This window comes from Teredinibacter sp. KSP-S5-2 (assembly GCF_032773895.1).
GTDB lineage: Bacteria > Pseudomonadota > Gammaproteobacteria > Pseudomonadales > Cellvibrionaceae.
Genome location: NZ_CP120416.1, coordinates 1310064 through 1331380, shown reverse-complemented (window position 1 = coordinate 1331380; position 21317 = coordinate 1310064). Strand labels below are relative to the sequence as shown.

The window sequence follows — 21317 nt, the reverse complement described above, 5'->3', positions numbered from 1 at the left end:
CACACTCCCTTAAAATCCAATGGATAAAGATGCTTTGAATTCAGTGAAATCAGCACCTGAAAATTCACTATTATTTTCTTCTGTATTGACATCGTAGAGTTCGAACTTCACATACATATTTTTATCAACCAGCAAGTTCACCCCCAAAATAGAGACAACACCTTCGTCATCACCAACATCATCATTAGGATCAAGAAATTCATACCGGACGTAGGGTGTAATTCTTTCGGTAACAGGTACATACGCCATCAAACTGTATGCGTAACGGCTGACATCCGGTTCCGCAGAATCAGAGTAATTCACATCGCCAAAAATATACTCAAACTCCACACCTACTGGTTTAGCGGTCCATTCCGCTTGAAGGCCATAAGTGCTTAAATCCGCACTGGAATTATCAAACTGCAACTTATCGCGATACGCTGAAGCACCAACGCGCAACTCTTCTAATAAGTTAATACGGAAACGCATATTGACAGCTTTATTGACGTTGTCATCTTCTTCGTAAGGATTGGCTTCATCGTTATCCGAATCACCATTTAAAACCTGAACGATGTAGTCGTAATCCATATCTCCCACATAATGATTCCCCGTAAGGGCTAAACCATTGCCCCATCTAGGGTAAAACCTGAAGTCACTGCCCAATTTATTGTTTTTATTAGTAGAGAGAGGTTCCTTGATCGTCAGGTTAGCCGGTTTCGCGGTGTGAATCTCGTTATAGATACCGAAATGCACAAACATTTTCCCCGCGCGTACCTTTGCCCAATTTTTAATGGTGTACTCCGCGAATGCATATTCAACAGCGGCGTTACCTCGATCATCCTCTGTCGCCGTACCATGCTCCCAGGTTAAATCCGCGGCAAGGCGCAGGTTGTCCGTCGCACGAAAGTTAAGGACCAGATCAAACAAATCCGCATCAAATGAACCATCTACATCGCCTGTTGGTTCATTGGGATCCCCACCAATGTATTTGTCACCACCTACAATTTTTTCGTATTCAAAACTAAAATAACCGTTCACATCCAAACGATCTAATTCAATAGCAACACTATTTAGCGGCATTAATATAGCCACCAGACACGGCCATAATGTATGTCTCTTCATACCGGATTCCTTTTTTAGACCCATTTTATTCATTAATAAAAAGACGAATAATTTATTAAAGTTTGTATTTATATAGTATTAGCAAATTAAAAATGCAAAATTTAAAAAACCGGGCTAAGCCGGTTAGATATTTTTTATTTTTTGACGAACGGCAAAGTTTATGAACTTTGCATCAAAGAAATTAACATGCCTGCCGTTAACCTTGATATAGAAGAAACCACACTCATAACATACAAAACACGCAACAATACGTACAACAATGTGACGCCAACCTCATTTTTTGGCGCAATATTATACATATTCACCTTACAAAACGGCCATTTTTTCAAGATAGCCTATTATTAAGGTGACAAAATGCAGTCCATAAAAAACTCGACCACGGAAAAGATCGTAATCTATGAAACTATTTACCAAAACTTCCGTAAGAAACAAAATTTTACTTATCCCTATAATAGGCAGTTCGGGTTTCCTCATTTACTTATTTGTCAGCATTTATTCAACGCTCAGCACCTTAACTGACATTGATTTGGTTAAAAACGAAAAATACCCCTCTCTTCAACTTACTGAAGAAATCATTGTTAAAACTGAGAAAATCAAAGAAACACTCAGCTATGCCGCCTCCTCAGCAGATGAAGATGCACTGGAGCACACAAGCGAGTTACAAAAACAGGTTTTATCCAACATTGAAAAATCCATTGCTGTCTCTCCTTCCAGCTCGAGGGAGATCGAGAAAATCAGAGATACGTTCTCCAATTACTATACGCTTGCGTATGCATTATCAAAAGATTTCATTGATGGCAATATCAATTTTGAAGACCTGGGTAAACGCAGTGCTGAGATTAAAGTTGAACTGGATAAAACAAACAACGCACTAGCCGAATTGAAAAACCAGAAAACCAAAGAGCTGGACACTTCTTTCAAACAAATTATTAAAGCGTCAAACAACACCATTTATCTTGGTGTAATCCTCGGAGCGGCGACTATTTTACTGATCTTTCTCATTTCACTCCCGATTGCCATCACCATCCGCCGCAATATTTTGGCTGTTAATACCTCACTCAAAAATATCGCGGAAGATAACGGTGACTTAACCCACAAAATTCATACGAATGCGGAAGATGAAGTGGGTGATCTGGTGAACTCGTTTAATCAATTCACCGACACATTACGCATCATCATTAAAGAATTGGTTCAATCAAATCAACCGATGGTCGATTTAGCTTCAAATGTCACTGCAATGACACAACAAAATGTGGAGACACTTAACCAACAAAAACAAAGTGCCGAACGCTCCAAATATGCCGTAGAGGAAATGAATACCAGCGTTAACCATATTGCCACCAGTGCTGCCGAAGCCGCAGACGCAACAAGTAAGGCTAATGACGCCATGCGACAAGGTGATATGGAAATTGCCAATACGGTAAATAGTATTCAATCACTTGCACAGACCATGTCTCGCACAGCGGAAGATGTCAAAAAGCTGGAAGAAGACACATCCAAAGTGAACGTTGTGCTGGATGTGATTAAAGCCATCGCAGAACAAACTAACTTGCTCGCATTGAACGCCGCAATTGAAGCTGCCAGAGCCGGCGAACAGGGCCGCGGCTTTGCCGTGGTTGCCGATGAGGTGAGAAGCCTGGCAATGCGAACTCAAGAGTCCACAGAAGAAATCAACACCATTGTTAATGAGTTACAAAGTGGCGCGCGCAGTACCGCCAACTCCATGGAAAGCAGTTATAAATGCGTAGAAGAAAGTGTCACTAATGCGGGCAAGGCCGGTGAAAGCTTTAAGCTGATTTCCGATACGGTAGATATCATTACCAAGATGAACAACAACATTGCCACAGCCACGGAAGAACAACAAACCGTATCAGTAACCATTGTCGAACACATTAACGATATTCAAGTGAAAACTGACGAAACACTGCATGCAACGGAGCAATTAAGCAGCATGATTAATAACCTCGGCGACCATGTTGAAATCATGAATGCCATTACCAAACGATTTAAAGTATAGACAACTCAACCACGATTTAACCCGCAACCAATTATTCTGGTTGAAAATGAACAGCACTGGAATACAGTGCTGCTATCACATCCGATTGGGTAATAATGCCCACTAACTTTCCTCCATGATCAATCACCGGAATATGATGTAACCCTTTATCGGTAAATAAGGGCACTACTTCGGCAAGCAAATTGTTTTCCAAGACACTGCTCACTTCAACAGTCATGAGGTCTTTTACCATCATCGTTTTTTTCTTAACCAACTTCACCAAACGGCTAAGTGATGGTTGCAAGCCGGTTTGTTTTGTATTCAACATCGCAATGGACTCCTTCTTTAAGAAGTCCACAGTTGATACCACGCCAAGTAGTTTGTTTTCATGATTAACCACCGGTAGCATCTGAATTTTATGGTATTTTAATAATCCCCATGCAACTTCCAGCTCGGTATCCGGCGTTACACTAATGACGTTTTTCGACATAACATGCACACAACGAATATCACCGTATCGCCGACAAAATACATGCTGTTGTGCAAAACGATAAACCAGCGCTAAATCTTTTTCACTGATATTCAAATATGCATCGTATTCCTTCAATGCACTTTTTAAGTCCAGCTGTTCAATACCGAAACGAGAGAGTGGACTGAGTTCTTCCCGTTTATGGGCAATATCCTTACGAGCCAAGGGTTTTGCCGGGTACTCGGTTTTGAGCCAAAAACGATGCAAAATAATCGCCATGAAAATAAGAATAACGACATTCGTCAACACAGGAAAAACAATAAAATTCACCCCATGTACTACATCGTATCCAAGTATAACCGGCATAAGTGCCGTTGCTCCTGCCGGTGGATGGATGCAATTAAATACAAACATCATGAAAAAACACAGCGTTAAACAGAGGGCCGCACTAATATAAAAATCAAATGGTAGATACGCGCACCCGACCCCAATTGCCGCCGCCATTGTATTGCCCATAATAAGCGCATAAGGTTGAGACACGGGGCTGGTGTAGAGGATGTAAACCAGAATTGTACTGGCTCCTATTGAGGCAACCAGCAGGTTCTTATCCATACCCGGCGTAATCCACTCGGTTAGTAAAGACATGGATAACAAGGTAATAAAAACCGCAATCATAGTTTTTATTCGATGCGGCCAGCGTTGATGGCTGGCTGGCGAATGGCTGACTAGGCCCATAAATTTGAATAATTTCATGATATATCAATATACGATACGTTAACTGTCCCTACCCTTTTATCCACGATGGGTAAGTCTTAATATTTTTGCCTGGTTAATTTTTTGTTTAAATTGTACCAATAACGGGCAGAACGCGATTATCTCTATTGAGGTAAGACAATGCTTACGGGAATTACTGATTTAACTAATTAGTTACTATTATAAAAATACTATCTGGCAAAAGCGGTATAACCAAAATGCTCGCGATGAAGTATTAAGGAGTTCAAACTCTCAGGCAACCTTTCAACCTTTACAGACACGCTGTGAGCACTTCCCTGTACGCTCACCGTCGGCATCCTCGATAACGGCTCCTACGTTATTCTAATAAGGTGCTCCCTGCACCGATGCCTTCGAAGGTCTACCAAGACGGAAAGGTTGCCACTAAATGAACGCCTCTTATCACTCAGCTTATTTTGCATTCTACCCTTCCAGATACTATTTTTTGGTTCGCCTGAAACACGATTACACCTTGTTTCCTTTTCGGCAACGTATTCACCTTTTCAGACTCGCTGTAAATATATCCCTATACGCTTATCGTCGGCTTCCTGCCTCCGATAGTCTTCAAAGGTGAATACGTTTCCTCATTTTGAACTGCACATACGGCGTGCGTAAATACAATCGTTATGCCACAGACTCTCCTGATTCAACTAAATCAAGAGACTCAACCGTAGATTGATCAACACTCGCAGTGGAATAAGAAAACACACCTTTGACTACCTGCCAGGTTACCGCAAGCGCACCGATGATAAATACCACATCACCCACGGTTCGTATCCAACGTAAATTTTCCAACACACCGCTTTGCATAAAGCCTTCACTACGCGCGTACCACAACCCTTCCGAAGCACTGGCGATAAACTGAATAACACCGATAGGTAATAAACTGGTAAACAGCATTAATACCAAACCAGCATTCAACCACCAGAACCCCACTTTCATTAATCGGTCATCAAACACCAAATGAGGTCGGATATAACGTAACACCAGCAGCGTAAAACCTAATGCCAGAAACCCATACACACCGAATAGTGCTGCATGTCCGTGGGTTGCTGTTGTATTTAAGCCTTGCACATAATAAAGCGACACGGGCGGATTAATGGCGAAACCCAGTACACCCGCACCCAACATATTCCAGAAAGCCACAGCGATAAAACACATCAATGGCCATTTAATGTATTCCATCCACTGCGCAGCACGCTTTAATCGCCAGTGCTCCCAAGCTTCGTAACCCAGTACGATCAAAGGTACGACCTCAAGCGCAGAGAAAGTTGCACCGACCGCCATGACCGGCGTGGTGGTACCGGAAAAATATAAATGATGGAAAGTACCCGGCACACCACCCAATAAAAATAATGACGCCGATGCAAGTGAAGCAGCCGTTGCCACTTTTTTCGAGACCAACCCAAGGTTACAGAAAATAAATGCAAGCGCGGTTGTGGCAAAAACTTCGAAGAAGCCTTCTACCCATAAATGAACAATCCACCAACGCCAGTATTCCATCATGGAAAGGTGAGTTCGCTCACCATAAAAGAAGCCAGCACCGTAAAACAAACCAATCGCGGTGACGGATGCAGTCAACAGAGCCAGCAGATTTTTATCGCCCGGCTGCTGCAACGCCGGCACAATACCGCGCAACATAAGCACTAACCAAAGAACAACACCGGTAAATTTACCAATCTGCCATAACCGACCAAGATCAACATATTCATACCCCTGATGCCCCAACCAAAAACTCCATTCGGGAGGAAGTGCTTGGGCAATGGCCAAATAATTACCAATAAATGAACCCACAACCACGGCAATAAGCGCCCCAAAAAGCACGTCTACACCCAGCTTTTGAAATTTGGGATCTTTACCGCCATTAATAATCGGAGCCAAAAATAAACCCGCTGCAAGAAAACCCGTTGCAATCCAAAATAACGCAGATTGAATATGCCAGGTACGCACCAGGCTATAGGGAAACCACTCGGATGTTTGAATACCGTAGAACCCCTGCCCTTCAACCGTATAGTGGGCAGTAAAACCGCCAAGAAAAACCTGAAAGGTAAACAACACCACCACCACAAATAAATATTTCCCCAATGCTTTTTGTGAAGGTGTTAACTGAAACGTTGTCAATGGATCTGCCGCAGGAACAGGTACAACATCTTCTTCTTTACGAACAAATGACCATATCCAAACCAGGCTACCCACGCCGAAAACTAACAGCACGACGCTAACGATAGACCAAACAATATTTTCGGCTGTGGGAACATTATTTATCAGTGGCTCGTGTGGCCAGTTATTGGTATAGGTTGCACCATCAGGTTCACGTTCGGTTGCAGCGGCCCAGGCAGTCCAGAAAAAGAATTGTGTCAGTTTTTCTCTACGCTCATCATCTGGAAGCGTCACTTCCTTCATCGCATAGCTTTCACGAGTTCCCTGTAATTCAGGTGAGCCACCAAACAGGCGATTATAGTAATCCGCCGTTAACGCAATGGCTTGCACACGCCTTTCGCTTAATACCAGTGCTTTTTGTTCTGCGTTGTAACTGCTTGAGCGATAGGCCTGAACCAGTTCATAACGCAGGTTATTCTGCTCTGCCCCGCCAAGCTCATCATAATATTTGCCGTATTCATCCTGGGCAGCAAGGTTAAGCCAATGGATTAACTCGCGATGTAACCAGTCAGCAGTCCAGTCCGGTGCCTGGTAGGCACCATGCCCCCATATCGAGCCAAGCTGCATTCCTCCGACAGATTGCCAGGCAGTCTGGCCATCTAAAATGGAATCCTGAGTCATTAATACTTCCCCGGAAGGCGAAAGTACCCGGTCTGGAATAGGAGGTGCATTGCGATATACCTCGTGACCAAAGAACCCCAGTAAACCAAAGGTCACAGCAAGGATGCCAATTAATGTCCACCAATGTTTGTAATATTGCCTCATGGTTATGCCCCTTTTTGCGCGCGAGCAAATAGCACATTGTTTTCCAGGTGAATATGCTCCATCAGATCGGCTTTAAACGTCGCTAACGCAGAGTAAAGTGCTTGCCAGGTGTTGCACGCATTTTCCGGAGGCGTAATGTTGTTGGTCAGCATATCGATTCTAGCTAAGTCAGCACCGTGGCTATCGTGCTCCTGACGCATCACACCAATAGGACCACCGCTCATTTGATACTGGCCGTTTTGTAGCATTGGAAACAAAATTGCCTCTTCCTTCTGCATATGTGACAGCATCGCCTGATGTACAGCAGTCAAATGGTCAGCCAATCCCACCGGGCAATCCGGCTTATCACCATGCACAGCTTCTACACGCTGAGCCAGACGAATTAGTTCTGGCATTTGCTCGCGATGAACAGCATGGAAACGGGTAAGGATGTGGTCGATAAGTGCAGAATCCTCTACCTCACTCCAGTCTGTATGATTCACCTGAGCCCCCAACTGCAAGCTCTCCAGTGCACTTAGCACCTCCTCTTCATCCAGGTTCTTTTTCGCCAGAGCTTCGCCCAATACCTGCTGACCTCCACAACAAAAGTCCAACCGGTAACGGTGAAAAACCGCAGTTGAGCCGGGTATCTTGCAAGCTATTTCGCTTAACGGCGTATGCAACAGACTCATGATGACCTCCCAAATAGAATAAATGCAGTAGAAACCTATAAGATGCATATAAATTACATCTTTAAACTGGAGTTTACGCCTATTTATTAAAGATGTAAAATAAATACATGTTTAAGTAGATAGCAACGAATATTGCTGCCGATTCAGGTATCAGGAGCAGAACCGTCATGCACGTCACCCGTTATACCGACTATTCCTTACGCGTACTGATGTACCTTGCAACACGGGAAGGCTCGACCACCATTCAAGAGATTGCCGATAACTACAGCATTTCTAAAAACCACTTAATGAAAGTGGTTCAGGCACTGAACAATAAAGGCTATGTGAAAGCGACACGAGGCAAAAATGGTGGTGTCACTTTGGGAGTGGAAGCAGAATCCATAAACCTTGGCCAACTGGTTCGTGAAATGGAACAAGGTTCGCCACTGGTAGAGTGCTTTGGTGAGAATGGGACCTGTGTTATTACCCCCGCCTGCCACTTGAAAACGGTATTCGCCGAAGCATTGGAGAGCTTCTTCTCTACCTTAGATAATTATTCCCTGGCAGATCTTGTCCCCAAGAACAAACGGAAAGAACTGCAAAAACTGTTAAATATCGGTTAGGTCGCTTTAAACATCCTTCTCTGGTCATACCATAAACAAAAATATAATTTCGCTGTGACCAGAGCTCCCGTACATTTTCCACATACTTTTCTACCTTACCCAAAACATAAGAAAATAAAATCGGCGACATTAACACTCCACCCCTATTAATCAATACGGGGTTTACAATCAGCTTCAACTCGTAAAACAAAATTCAAATTCGCATTGAAATCAATGTAATAACTTACAGTTGACACAATCTAAAATTTCCCAAGAAAATACTATGGAAAACGAAATAAAATATATTGATAAGAATTATCGACATAGGTCTCATTACCAAGTAGTACGCAACAATTTCAACCAATGAAAAGTGGAATTCAACTAAGACTAATGTCCAATTTTTTATGAAAGAAATAACTGAGACTATTTCTATCTGTTAATATAAAAATCACCAATATTGACCAGCCGTTCGAGTTCTCAACCATCTATTGACGCGAATAAAATGATCAAACCTGTTTTATTTCTCATTCTTTGTAGTTTTTTTTAAACCATGGATACACTTGATGGAATAAAAACCATTGTTGCTGTTGTTGAAACGGGTTCGTTTACAGCAGCCGGTGAACGCTTGGGCTTATCCAAGGCTTTGATCAGCAAATATGTGGGTACAGTTGAAAACCAGTTTGGCGTCAGGCTTTTCAATCGTTCCACAAGAAAAATAGCGCCAACAGAAGCCGGTGTTAAATATTACAACCAATCCCTGGTATTACTGAGTGAATTTTCCTCACTGGTGGATGTGGTATCAGAGAAAAAAGGCGTATTAAAAGGTTCACTCAAAATAAGCACCTCGGTTACCTTTGGCGAATTATTACTCGCCCCAAAACTTCCGTTATTTATTGAAACCTACCCTGACCTGCATCTGGATGTACAACTAACCAACCGAAAAATTGACTTGCTGGAAGAAGGCGTCGATCTGGCCATTAGGGTTGGAGAAACCGTCAGTTCAAATCTGATCTCTCGTAAATTATCGGAATTCAGCTTTAAACTCTGTGCATCGCCGATCTACATCAGTCGTTATGGTGCGCCACAAAACCCATCGGAGTTAACATCACATCAGTGTATTATCGATTCAAACCTGACGATAAAATCCAAATGGCCCTTCAAAACCTGTGAACCGTTAGAGGAATCCGTTGAAGTTCAACCAATCATTACCATCAACAGCCCTCAAACCATTCGAAAACTGGCGGTAAAAGGGTTAGGTATTGCTTTACTGCCCACCTTTATGATTCAGGATGATTTACATACTGGAAAACTGATCGAACTTTTACCCAATCAAACCAACCTGTCATTTTCTCTGTACGCGATTATTCCCCACAGGGAATATATTCCGAATAAAGTCCGCCTGTTCATCGATTTTTTGACCAAGCAGTTTGATCATATTTAACTTGCGAAAGGCATTTATGTCTGGCCTTCTATTTCCTGTAACTGGGGCTTTTGGGGCATAATGCCAAACACGGCAAGGCCGAGAATAATGACAAGAATCGCAGCCATCATACCGACAGAGATAGTTTCACTTAAAAATGTCACTGAAATTAACGCACCCGTCATCGAAGCAATGACACCAATCAGGCTGATATATACCGGGCCGGAAAGCCGCTGTACCACAAAAAACAAATAGTACATAAAAATGTAAACAATCACTTCCCCTATCAACCACTTTGGTTGGGCAAAAACCCCGATAATATCCGCCTCCCAGGAACTGGACAGGGTATACTGAACTCCCCATATTAATGCACTGGATGAAAGAAGCATCACAGATGCCAGTTGAATAGCATGAATACCATCAGGCCAACGACAGGATCGATAAATATTCCCGACCGAAATAACTATTGGAATCAATAAGGCAATATAGCTCCAAGGATAAGACTGCGGTGCAATTTGATTGGTTGATAACGAAAGCAGTACACCACCAGCGATACACAACATGGTTCCCAGTAATTGTTTTACCCTAAGCGCCGCCAGGCCCATAAATATGGATAAAAACCAGGTGATCGATATTGGGAAGGTTAACAATATTGACAAATAGCCCACACCAACCCGATTCACCACCAAAAAAGACATCACGTTCGTCAACGCAAAAACAATTCCTGTTACCAAAGCGTATTCGTAGGCAATACGGCTGGGGAAAAAGCGGTATCCCATCGACAGGGAAACAATTTGCAGAATGCAGCCGGCAATCGTTGATGACACAAACAGAAACGCAATCGGGTCAATACCGTCTAAATAGGCAAACTTGCTCAGGGATACCGATAACGACAACAGCGTTCCCACAGCAAGTAAAGATAAAAGTGTATACACCGCTTTTATATTTTCTTTCAATAAACCACGTATCAACCCGACACTCCCAAATAAAGGCCATAACACAGATCTAAGCAGACAAAGTCTAGGCTAGACTAGTGTGTATTTTATAAACACCTATTAAGCCGGCTCGACTTCGGTATCGGTCTGAAGCATTCGGTCTAGATCTCCAATAGTAATCGTCGAGTTGACGGTTATTCTTGGATCAACGGCATATCGCTCTCGAAGGAAATAGCGGAACCCTTCCCATTCATAGTCTTTGGTGAAAATCTGTTTTAATGGTGTAGAGGAGTTTAAATGAGAGATACTTTTCCCTCCGGGCCATTGATATCGAATAATATCTTCTATCGACAGAAAGTCATTTTTCATATTGAAATCCACATCCTCAATATTTAGCATTTTCACTATCCGACGAAACACCGGTGCAACCGCACTCAATACAGTTCCAAGTGGGATAAAGAAAGCCAAGTGAGAAAGTGGCGCTCGGGTAACCCCGACCTTTTTATTAATAAAGTCTTTTGCAGCCTTATAGTTTTTACCATGCCCCTGCAGCCTGAATTGTGCAGCAACCATACTGCCATGATAAAAATTAAAGAATAAACGAGGATTAAGGATTAGCTTATACCACTTAGCTTCCGCTCCAATCAGCCCGGCTAAGTAGGTAGTAAACTTCAAATAACGAACATTTTCTGATTTATCAGGCTCCAGAGAAAAATAGAACTCCTCTTTAGCTTTCATAGTTTTAACTTTTTCTCGCAAGACATCGTCGGCAGGTAACTCACGGCGTTTGGATAATAAAGAAGCATAATATCTCGCCTGTAATTCAGCGATTGTCGGCACACCTCCGACATCAGGGCGAACAAAACCGATCCACACCAGGGACTCCCGCAAATCCGGGTGAATCATATGACAATAGTTATTACGCACATTGTCCGCAACCTCATTCGCTGCAGGGTGATCAATCACATCAAACTGGGTTTTGTAGCCAGTGGACAGCATAATATCTGTACATTCGATTTTTGATCCATCATTCAATACCACACCATCTTCAACCACATGATCAATGCCGAACATATGCAGCTTGAGTCGTTCGAAGTCGATATCCTGGAAAAACACATCGTTTTTGTTGGTAAACTCACCATGCAAACCAAATTTAACCAGATACTTCCACATCCAGATTGCACTTAACTGACCCTGATTTTTATTTTGGTAATGACGAATTCCTCTCGCCATAACGCGTTTTTTCAATGATGCCTCAAAAATAGATTGATTCACCAAAAACGAGTAATGTGCAGCGCGAGTGGTTCTGGAATCCCCCGTATCACCAAAAATAATACGTGAAATAATGCTTTTTGGCCGATTCACCACCAGATGCGCTGCATCTGCTACTTTTGATATCTGGTGAACGATATCCGAACCGGATTCTCCAATACCAATACACACCACCTTTTTGCCTTCAAACTGCTCTGGTGTTTTGTAATTAAAACTGTGATGAATTCTTCCTTTAAAACTCTCCAGGCCTTGTATATTCGGCACATTCGGGTTGCGGAATTTTCCGCTGCATATAGCGATAGAGTCAAAGTACTCCGATTGCAAATCCCCGCTTTGATCTTTATAAAACACCTTCCAGGTTTCTTCATCAACTTGAGTGATATTCACCACCTCAGTTTTAAAACGGATAAACTTCTTCAGTGCAAATTTTTCAACAAAACTGTGCAAATACTCCAGATACTCCGACGCAGTCCAAAAACGGCGTTTTAAATCTTCTGGAAGATGCGAAGAAAAGGACATAAAATAATTGGAAACGGTAAGATGCATTTCGTTATATATCCCACCTTTCGATTCTTTATTATAAAAAGCACCGCCAATATCATCCTCCTGCTCAAAGCAAACGACAGAATGACTTTCTTCGATTAGTTCTTTGATCGTCACCAAGCCTGATAATCCGGCGCCGATTACTGCCACCTTTTTCATTGGATGATCAGATATTTTTGCTTTCACAGTTATTCTCCAATTATTAACGTTATGTGCTTTAACAAATTTTTTCTATAGAGGGTAAACCAGGGAATCCGGTATGGTGTCCGAATCGATAATGCACATTCTTTTTTGAAATCTGTATTCGCCATGATCGACTACAATCGAATCTTGAGTTTCTCCGCAAACAAGCAACGAAGATGGCTGACCATCATAGCTTTCGATGAGCGCCAGGGTGGTCTTACATTCGAACCGGGTTAAATCGGCTTTTACAAAATCCACCTGGATACCACTTACAAGTCTTCGCTGTAGTCTCTCACGATAAAACACCGCATTTTTTAACCCTTCGGCTCGATCGCGTAACATCGATTTACCAATACAACGTATAAATGCCAGTTCGAGGTCATCATTCAGATTTTCACGAGTTGTTAAACGGTATTCACAATCGTCGAAGAAAAAGTCAGGCCACCGGGTAACATCACTACTATCCAACGCTTGACAATAGTCTGCATAAAAAGACGAAATCTCTTGTCGAATGATATTTTTTAGCAATCGTTCATCCATCTAACCTTGTCCCCAATTTCGGAAAAATACGCGTTATAGAAAGCACGAATAGCCGCCTCTGTTACCATATAGTCTGCGTCGGTATCACCTTGGCCAAATTCGTAAACCATCGGAATTTCGGGCGAGTTGGCAGCATGTTCCTGCGTAATTGCCAGAACTTCATTATCATCAATGGTGACCAACCCCGAAGGCCCCAATAAGTTCGCTTGATTTAGACGGCGTTCAGTTAACGCTTCTGGTTCATCTTCATAACCAAAAAATGTCCAGGTTTGAATACTACGATTTGGCCCTTCCGGTTTAACGTGGCGCATCACCAGACAATTTAACTGTTGTAGAAAAATCAGGTTCGGCCAGATAGTCATGACTGCCCCTGTACCACCTTCAAACTCGCGCTGATGATCAATAAGCCGTGTGTCTTCCAGGCTAAAATCGCTCTGTTTCGTGGTTTTTTTCTCAGTTTTGCTAAACGTTGCACAAGACACCAACACGCTGTGCTTACCAGAATCGTCAATAATGACATTGGTATCCTGATCCGACCGCCAAATACCGAAGGTGGTAAAAAATGAATGCAGGATGGCCGCGTGAACGGGATCTTTTACATTTTCGATTTGCAGCTTCCAATTAGCGTTCACGACGTGTCGCATCTTGCCAACTATTTTTAATGGCCGCCCGTCGCACACCCGATCAAAATATTTGGTAATTTTTGGGCCAAAGTATTCTGTCAGTGAAGGTGTCGAGGGAGAAAAGGTACCGAAAATCACACCGTTACGTGTCGCGATACGAACCGGTGTCAAATTATGGCTTTTCATATCAAACGCTTCAGACATACCGCCCTTACCATCCACGCCATTTTTGTAGGGCACGCCCCGTAACTCGCCGTCGAGATTAAATGACCAGTCATGGTAAGGACAAACAAATGCTTTAGTATTGCCTTTGCGTTTGGAACAAACCTTAGCGCCTCGATGCGTACAACGATTCACAAATGCACTAACTTGCTGTTCTTTATTGCGCACCACCACAACAGGAATATCACCAATAAAAGTTTGAACAAAATCTCCTGGATTTTTAATCTCACATTCCAAGCCGAGATAATTCCAGGACTCACCTTTATATATGCGATTAACCTCATCCTGATATATGCGGTTATCGGTGTAAACTTCTGGCGAAACGTAGAACAACCCCTTTCGGGGTTGTGTATTCAAGGCAGTCACTACGCAGTCTCCAGTTCCGCTTCCTCAACAACCTTGGTTTGTTCAGCTGTTTCCAATTTCTCACTAGCATCATCATCGGCAGAATAGTGAACAACCAAATCAGCAATACGTCCCATAACCACAGACAACATTGCCCAACCTTTCTCTTGAATATCCAATAAAGGTTTTACATCCGTAATAGGCGTTTCACGAATAAACTGATATCCCATCTGAACGTGTTCATGGTCGTCAATATTGTGCGCAGTAAAATGTTCACTGGAAGCAGTCCCATCCATAGCTGGTTTAACATGCTTGTAGAAAAATGTCGCTGAGGCTTCTACGACCAAGTGAACGAGAACGACTTTCTCCAGATCACTCAATGACGGAATGATATTCTGGAACCAGGCAGAAGACGATTCTAAAACCGGATCGAATACGGTAGTGGCATTGTCTCTTGATTCAGAGAGGTCTTTGTTATGCCCCAACTCTTCCATAAAATGATCCCAAGCCAGTGCTTCATGGCATGGATCCTGAGTATTTAATACTCTGGAAATAACCATTTTCTGGAAATAGTTTGACCAAACCTGGAAGCAATCCAGAAAACGGGATTTTTGTGCCGGGCGTTTAATCAAGCCTTTACGCACAAGCGCGAATAAACGGTGCTTATCAAAGCGCTCCATAAAGTATTCGTTTTTCTTGAAGAGTAACTCTGCAGGGTCATCAATTTTTGAGTAATCCACTTCAGAATACTCGTCAAAAGAAGCCCAGGGGTCATCAATATCCTCATACAAACCACGGGAGTCAAACTGAAGTGACAAGCCCCAGAAACCGTTTGGTTGTCCGCCAATAAACCCGTGCTCTTTGCCCGGAGGAACAACCAATACATCACCGGCTTGCATAGGTGCTTGTACATCACCCAAAGTTTCCGCGCTGCCTTCACAAAGCAAAATCATGGACTCAACGGGATGAATATGTTCATCCAATTGTTCTCCCGCTTCCAGACGCACCCACGCCATAGAAATACGGTTATCTTTAGGTAAAAAGTTAACCAAGGTTGAATGCTTGGTGAAATCTTTAACATGACCTAACCAGTGTTCAACACCATCCACCACAACAGTTCTCATAGATGGAATATCATCTCGTCGAACCAGATTTACTTTATTTACAGTACTCATTCTTATCCCCTTACTCTATTTTGTAGGTGCATACATCGGGTTAATTATTTTCTACGACTTGTAAACTCTTTAAGAAATCAACAACTTTCTTTTGTTTCACAGGAGGCAGGTTCTCGAAATTGTCTCGAGAAACTCGACCTTCTCCGCCGTGATAAAGGATGGCTTCCGTAATTGTTGTAATATCTCCGCGATGACCATAAGGTGCTGAACTGCCCACATCCCAGAGTTTTCGTGTTAAGAAAAACTCTCTACCGGGCTTATCACCATGTGCTTGTCGGTCTTGATCCAGCGTTTCATTACAGTAAAAACGAATTGCATCTAAACGACTTTCGTCATCACACAGGTTGTGTAATTTCAAATCGGTGTACGCGCGAACAACAACATTGCCTTTTCTGTCACGGCCTAATCTCGGCGATGGACCTTCGGAGGTCATATCCCAGACAATTGATTGGCTAACATCGTTAAAGGTATGTACCGCATTGAGTGGACTGGGTTCACTGAACAATGGACTACTTAACACCAACTTGGGCTTGTGGCAGGAAGCACAACCTATCTCTTTGAAGAGCCTCTTACCTTGACGGATTGCAACACGCTCTTCATGAGATTCTGGAAGCACTTGCGTTGGGACAGGTAGAGCGGCCTGGAAAACGGTGAGCGCAGTAATATCACCAATGGAAAGTTCGCGATGCACACCATCTTCATCATGATCGCTTTCAAAGTTTTTGCCGGCAAATAAGTCAAACCGTTCTTCTGCTTGCATACCATGGTGGTGATTCATCGCGTCAATAGTGAAGTGACGAATAGAAGCAATATTGCCAGACTGGGCAAAAGGACGAACCATGAGATCTTTACGAATGCCCTCGCTGTACGTTACCTCTCCGTTCTCTTTGACAATTTTGAAGTCGATACCTTTTGATGAAATGGTATGTTCACCATCGGGTAAAGCAGCCGCTTGTGCACGCAAGTCATAGGTCATTTCACGGGCAACCATTTCTATTGCGCCGGCACCATGCATGCCCAAAGTATTTCGTTCGTTACTGAACTGGTTTGAAACCGATTCAGTCACCGGGTCAAGACGTTGTGCAAGAATAAACGCGTTGGTAACAAACTCACCGGAACCGCCCACAAATGGCTGTGCATGACAACCTGCACAGGAATTTGTTTCGGGTGAGGATGTACGAATAAACATCGGTTGCGTTGCTTCCCGTTTGACACCACCACCGGTAGTCGCAGGGCGACCAATACCATCACATTTATTAAACTGTGCGGTAAATAATCGTCGCCCTTCGTCGATGATTTTATCCAGAGGTGCGTGGCCATTTGCCAAATCAGGATGTTCCAGATGCGTACCCAGTACGCCTTTTTCTGGATAATCCGGGGGGCAGAAAGCCATTGCCATACTCGGCAAAACAGCAATACCACTTATTATTAATGCTATACAGGATTGAATTTTCTTCATGTTTCGCCCTACTTAGTGTTATGAGTGAGTGCTTATTTGAAACAAATGAATCGTTAAGACGTCGCCGTTTGTTTTTCAGGTTTAGGTTGCATGGAAGGCGCAGGTACAAAACCATTCAGGTTTTCTACGTTTTCCAACCAACGTAAAATATTGGAATACATTTCCATTCCAATACCCCCTAGTGGCGCCATTTTTATGTAGGCATACAGCGCAATGTCCGCGATAGTCGTATGTTCACCAACCAGCCACTCTTTCTTCTCCAGATATTCATCAAGCTGATTGAACAAGCGGATCGAAACTTCAACAGCACCGGTATAATTCACATCTTTACCCAAAAGTTTTCCCGCTCGCGCAGTCGCTGGCCCATTTACCAGCTCCCCCGCCGCAATAGAAAGAAAACGCTGGATTAATGCTTGTTTTTCCGGGTCTTCCGGTAACCAACGACGACTCTCATCATATTTTGTTGCCAGATATATCAAGATTGCATTGGAATCGGATATCGAAACCGTGCCATCTATCAGTACAGGTACCTGGCAAAGGAAATTTAATTTTTTAAACTGGGTGGTTTTTTGCTCACCATTTTTTAAATCAACGGTGATCTTTTCCAAAGGCAAGTCCAATAGGGAAAGCATTAATTCTGCCCGGTGAGAGTGGCCGGACATTGGGTGACACAACAGCTTTAATACCTTCATTAACATTCTCCTGATCAAATAAGCTTCATCTAAAAATAAAAAGCGAGGCAATTACACATGAAGATATTGAGGTTATATAGATCAATAACGTTGATTAACTGTTGCGTCTTTGTTGACAATTATTTTTATCACTAACAGCAAATAAACGATAATTAGAATGGTGATTTAGACGCTATTTACGCTTCGCAAAACGGATAAAAAAGGTAGTAAAAAACGCCAGGTAAAATTAAAAAAACTGTAATATTAGTGGCAAGAATTCGACAATAAATGTCAAATTTAAGATAAATTTGCATATTAAAATAGCAAGTGCAAAATTAGGCGAGAAGAATGAAATATAAAACGACAAACCAAATGTTGTTTAGAATGCCGAGGAAGACAGTAAAGAAAAGCCAAATATGATAAAAATATTTTACAACACAGTTCACATAATCGCCTCAACCATCAGACAATCCTGTTCACAAATGGGTAACTGAACAATCTTACAGTTGACAATCTGATTCGCACTTCACTTAAACAAGACGAGCTAAAACACCCCACAGTAAGCTGGAATAACAATTCCGCTTAATATGTACTTTCCTATTTTTAGGATCTCTCTGGTTGGATAATCATACCTCAGTGGTTTTACCCCGCTCTCGAACTCTTATCGATTGATGAGAAAGCTCAGAACGAATATTGGCATATTGACTATTGTTCCCTATGCCCCTCGTTGTAGCTTCTTATGCTACCCGTCACTATTTCTCTTAGTACACTGTGATTATGTTTGATAAGCTTTTTGAAGCAGCGCTTGGCAGCTTAGCATGCTGAAATTAAACCTGTGGCAAAGCCAGAAGGGATATTGAAAATATCAGGGGGTAAAATCGAAAGCGTTTTTTGTACATATTCATCGCTTTATTATCCCTAAATAGGGTTAACTGTTCTGTGCCACTCCCAGCTTTTGTTCAAATTGCGAATTCACCTGATACACGCGGAACATCTGCTCTAAGCATGTCCGTTTTCAAGCAAAATTTGTGTATTGGTTTATAGAATTACCCCTACCCCTGATGCAAAGTACTTAAGTTATGCGTTTGGTTGATTGCGTTCAGTGTTATTACAAGTGCGCCTGTATCAAGCGGCATACTCAACTAATAAGAACCAGATAAAAGGACACTAAAACCGTGCTTCGCTCTACTCTTCTTGCTAGTGTGATCTTATTACTTAGTGCCTGTGGCGGTGGCTCGTCTGACGAAATTAACACCGATGGAAAATCATCCAGCAACAGTTCATCAACGAGCTCTACATCCAGTAGTTCTAGTAGCTCATCAACGAGTTCAACATCCAGTAGCTCTAACAGCTCATCTAGCAGTAATAGTTCAAGCAGTGGTTCAATTGGTGGCAGCAGTAGCAGCTCATCTGGTGGCAATATCGAACCAAAACCAAAAGACATCACCGAGGAAGAGTTAGTCCAACACGGGCTTATCGACAGCAGTATCGTTGGCCCTGCTCCATCACTTATCGAGCACCGAGGTATCAGTTATATTCCCAATGGAGACAGTTGGAATATTATGCTCCCCTATTCTCCCAAATATGTGGATGTCGGAGCCATCATTTCATTTAACGTTGATGACAAAAACAACGCCATTACAACGCTGGGCTACATTCCACCCTATTACCAAAAGCCCGATGACCCGGTTTACGATATCAAATATTCCCCCCGGTTAGGCGCCAAGCGTTTTGTATATACCGACCGAGTGCTTATGCCCGTTCAAACCAATTACCAGAACGAGGTAATCCTGACCTACGATATTGCCACCAACAAATTTCGTGAACCTTTTGTTATTCCCCATGAAGATTTCCAGATGGTGGTCTCAGATGCCAATGATCAAGGCATTATTCGCGCAAGTGGAAGAACACCCGACGGAAGCCACCTTTGGTTTTATCAATACAATCCATTTACCGAACAACTCACCATGTCGACAAAGTTTCCTATCCAGCATGAAGGACTGTCGGACTATACCTATTTCATGACTCGTGCGGTCGGTGATTGGATTATCGCCGGTTGGGGGTCCTACCCCTGGCGTTTGGTCGGTTATAACTTCAAGACAAGTACCTGGAAAGTGTTCCGTGAAATTCCCGGTAGAGGTAGTCGAAAAACTTTCGACATGTACAAGCAAAAAGACCAGTCAATTATTATTTTTTCTGAGGAAGTATATGACGATCCAAGCTCCATGAAATATTGGCAGTTTATTGCCAGCGATGAAGGCGAATTAATACCAACCACCCTGAGGGAAGGCGACCAAATTGCCAACCTTGATCGTCATCCATTACAGAATAAATACCCCTATTTCGAAAGCTTTTTTACACCAGTATATATTCACCCTTCGGTTCAGGAAGGCGCCAACCCTCCTCCAAAGGTGAACGAGGATACCGTTTACCCCACTCTTGATGGCGACATGAATATTGAATATAACTACCTTGGCAACGCAGAAACGCAAGCCGCACACCTGATGCCGTTTAAAGATAGTTACCACATGATTGGCAGTGCCGGCGATTATCTTTACGGCTCTGCCCCTCACTACGGCGATCATGTGTTCTACAACCCAACAAATGGACAGGCATTTTCATTTTCTGCAAAATCATTAGCCACCTATTCAGTCGCCACCATTGGCGATAAAGTCTATATTGCCGGGTACCCCAACTTCATTATGCGGGAATACGATATTCCCACCATGACGTATAAAACGATTCCCCACAATTCTCACGTTAATACTCATTGGCCATTAGCGGGCATAGCCAAAGGCATTGATAATAAAATTTATTATTCCGGCTATTATTCTCGTGTCCGTATTGGTGGTGGCATCGCTTGGTATGACCCGGCAACCGAAGCTTTAAGGGGGTTACCCATCGACCACTATAAACCTATTAGCATGGCTTCGATTCAAGATGGACGATATATGGTGATGTCCTGTCTTGAGGATGGTGGCAAATTATTAATTTACGATGTTGAACGAGGTAATCTGGAAGTCACGTCTATTCCCGGCATTGACCCGCATTATGTTGCCAGCATTGGTGACACGATTATCGGTTTTGGTAAAAAAACCTCTAGCACAGCAGACGACGGGGTCATCTATAAATACGACCCAATTCGGAACGAGATGCTATGGCAATTTAATGTCCCTCGCAGCCCCACAAGAGATATGTCCCTTGTGCGTAAAAAGCACTACACATTAACCTACGATAACCAAGACCATATTTACATCAGCGTATCGAGTTATTTACTTAAAGTTAATGTGCATACCGCTGAAACCCAAATACTGGGAGCGCTGGCGAAATCGGACCATGTAACACTGCACAGTAGCGGTATTTATCAGGCAGGAGCAGAAGGGTTTTTAAAATTAGCGATTCCTTAACGAAAGCC

General features: G+C 42.8%; 15 protein-coding genes. 4 read left to right on the top strand and 11 right to left on the bottom strand.

Going from position 1 to position 21317, the window contains the following annotated elements; genetic code table 11:
- Positions 1 to 9: 9 nt before the first annotated feature.
- Positions 10 to 1101 (bottom strand): hypothetical protein, encoded by a 1092-nt coding sequence (locus P5V12_RS06195; RefSeq protein WP_316956476.1) that lies wholly within the window; start codon positions 1099 to 1101, stop codon positions 10 to 12.
- Between the two features lie 397 nt (positions 1102 to 1498).
- On the opposite strand from P5V12_RS06195, the gene P5V12_RS06190 reads away from it, so the two are divergent.
- Positions 1499 to 3118: a methyl-accepting chemotaxis protein gene (locus P5V12_RS06190; protein WP_316956475.1), complete on the top strand. Its 1620-nt coding sequence runs from the start codon at positions 1499 to 1501 to the stop codon at positions 3116 to 3118.
- A gap of 31 nt (positions 3119 to 3149) precedes the next feature.
- On the opposite strand, the gene P5V12_RS06185 is transcribed toward P5V12_RS06190, so the two are convergent.
- The 3 genes from P5V12_RS06185 to ytfE form a co-directional block, all read right to left on the bottom strand.
- Positions 3150 to 4319 (bottom strand): HPP family protein, encoded by a 1170-nt coding sequence (locus tag P5V12_RS06185; RefSeq protein ID WP_316956474.1) that lies wholly within the window; start codon positions 4317 to 4319, stop codon positions 3150 to 3152.
- A 642-nt stretch (positions 4320 to 4961) separates the two neighbouring features.
- The gene (locus P5V12_RS06180) at positions 4962 to 7262 is read right to left on the bottom strand and encodes a nitric-oxide reductase large subunit (RefSeq protein WP_316956473.1); all 2301 of its coding nucleotides are present in this window, start codon (positions 7260 to 7262) and stop codon (positions 4962 to 4964) included.
- A 2-nt stretch (positions 7263 to 7264) separates the two neighbouring features.
- A complete protein-coding gene (gene ytfE, locus P5V12_RS06175; protein ID WP_316956472.1) occupies positions 7265 to 7933 on the bottom strand; it encodes an iron-sulfur cluster repair protein YtfE in 669 nt (222 codons plus the stop codon).
- A 167-nt stretch (positions 7934 to 8100) separates the two neighbouring features.
- Here ytfE and P5V12_RS06170 point away from each other — a divergent pair, with 167 nt between their 5' ends.
- Both P5V12_RS06170 and P5V12_RS06165 read left to right on the top strand, forming a co-directional pair.
- Positions 8101 to 8535, top strand: coding sequence for an Rrf2 family transcriptional regulator (locus tag P5V12_RS06170; RefSeq protein WP_316956471.1), 435 nt, complete (start codon positions 8101 to 8103; stop codon positions 8533 to 8535).
- Positions 8536 to 9064: 529 nt separating this feature from the next.
- Entirely contained in the window at positions 9065 to 9955 is an 891-nt protein-coding gene (locus P5V12_RS06165) for a LysR family transcriptional regulator (RefSeq protein WP_316956470.1), read from the top strand.
- A 14-nt stretch (positions 9956 to 9969) separates the two neighbouring features.
- On the opposite strand, the gene P5V12_RS06160 is transcribed toward P5V12_RS06165, so the two are convergent.
- From P5V12_RS06160 to P5V12_RS06130, 7 genes are all read right to left on the bottom strand, one after another.
- Positions 9970 to 10905, bottom strand: a complete 936-nt coding sequence (locus P5V12_RS06160; RefSeq protein ID WP_316956469.1) for a DMT family transporter — start codon at positions 10903 to 10905, stop codon at positions 9970 to 9972.
- Positions 10906 to 10989: 84 nt separating this feature from the next.
- Positions 10990 to 12870 (bottom strand): flavin-containing monooxygenase, encoded by a 1881-nt coding sequence (locus P5V12_RS06155; RefSeq protein ID WP_316956468.1) that lies wholly within the window; start codon positions 12868 to 12870, stop codon positions 10990 to 10992.
- A 45-nt stretch (positions 12871 to 12915) separates the two neighbouring features.
- Entirely contained in the window at positions 12916 to 13407 is a 492-nt protein-coding gene (locus tag P5V12_RS06150) for an aromatic-ring-hydroxylating dioxygenase subunit beta (protein WP_316956467.1), read from the bottom strand.
- A complete protein-coding gene (locus P5V12_RS06145; protein WP_316956466.1) occupies positions 13389 to 14618 on the bottom strand; it encodes an aromatic ring-hydroxylating oxygenase subunit alpha in 1230 nt (409 codons plus the stop codon). Before P5V12_RS06145 ends, P5V12_RS06150 begins: the two co-directional genes overlap by 19 nt.
- Positions 14618 to 15772, bottom strand: coding sequence for a cupin domain-containing protein (locus P5V12_RS06140; protein WP_316956465.1), 1155 nt, complete (start codon positions 15770 to 15772; stop codon positions 14618 to 14620). Before P5V12_RS06140 ends, P5V12_RS06145 begins: the two co-directional genes overlap by 1 nt.
- 40 nt (positions 15773 to 15812) lie before the next feature.
- Positions 15813 to 17231 (bottom strand): di-heme oxidoredictase family protein, encoded by a 1419-nt coding sequence (locus P5V12_RS06135; protein ID WP_316956464.1) that lies wholly within the window; start codon positions 17229 to 17231, stop codon positions 15813 to 15815.
- Positions 17232 to 17284: 53 nt separating this feature from the next.
- Positions 17285 to 17923 (bottom strand): glutathione S-transferase, encoded by a 639-nt coding sequence (locus P5V12_RS06130; RefSeq protein WP_316956463.1) that lies wholly within the window; start codon positions 17921 to 17923, stop codon positions 17285 to 17287.
- Positions 17924 to 19077: 1154 nt separating this feature from the next.
- Here P5V12_RS06130 and P5V12_RS06125 point away from each other — a divergent pair.
- A complete protein-coding gene (locus tag P5V12_RS06125; protein ID WP_316956462.1) occupies positions 19078 to 21309 on the top strand; it encodes a hypothetical protein in 2232 nt (743 codons plus the stop codon).
- Positions 21310 to 21317: the final 8 nt, after the last annotated feature.

Excerpts from the sequence above, each read along its gene's own strand:
- P5V12_RS06195 (WP_316956476.1), bottom strand. The coding sequence starts at position 1,101 with ATGAAGAGACATACATTATGGCCGTGTCTGGTGGCTATATTAATGCCG.
- ytfE (WP_316956472.1), bottom strand. The coding sequence starts at position 7,933 with ATGAGTCTGTTGCATACGCCGTTAAGCGAAATAGCTTGCAAGATACCC.
- P5V12_RS06135 (WP_316956464.1), bottom strand. The coding sequence starts at position 17,231 with ATGAAGAAAATTCAATCCTGTATAGCATTAATAATAAGTGGTATTGCT.
- P5V12_RS06180 (WP_316956473.1), bottom strand. The coding sequence starts at position 7,262 with ATGAGGCAATATTACAAACATTGGTGGACATTAATTGGCATCCTTGCT.
- P5V12_RS06150 (WP_316956467.1), bottom strand. The coding sequence starts at position 13,407 with ATGGATGAACGATTGCTAAAAAATATCATTCGACAAGAGATTTCGTCT.
- P5V12_RS06130 (WP_316956463.1), bottom strand. The coding sequence starts at position 17,923 with ATGAAGGTATTAAAGCTGTTGTGTCACCCAATGTCCGGCCACTCTCAC.
- P5V12_RS06140 (WP_316956465.1), bottom strand. The coding sequence starts at position 15,772 with ATGAGTACTGTAAATAAAGTAAATCTGGTTCGACGAGATGATATTCCA.
- P5V12_RS06185 (WP_316956474.1), bottom strand. The coding sequence starts at position 4,319 with ATGAAATTATTCAAATTTATGGGCCTAGTCAGCCATTCGCCAGCCAGC.
- P5V12_RS06190 (WP_316956475.1), top strand. The coding sequence starts at position 1,499 with ATGAAACTATTTACCAAAACTTCCGTAAGAAACAAAATTTTACTTATC.
- P5V12_RS06165 (WP_316956470.1), top strand. The coding sequence starts at position 9,065 with ATGGATACACTTGATGGAATAAAAACCATTGTTGCTGTTGTTGAAACG.
- P5V12_RS06170 (WP_316956471.1), top strand. The coding sequence starts at position 8,101 with ATGCACGTCACCCGTTATACCGACTATTCCTTACGCGTACTGATGTAC.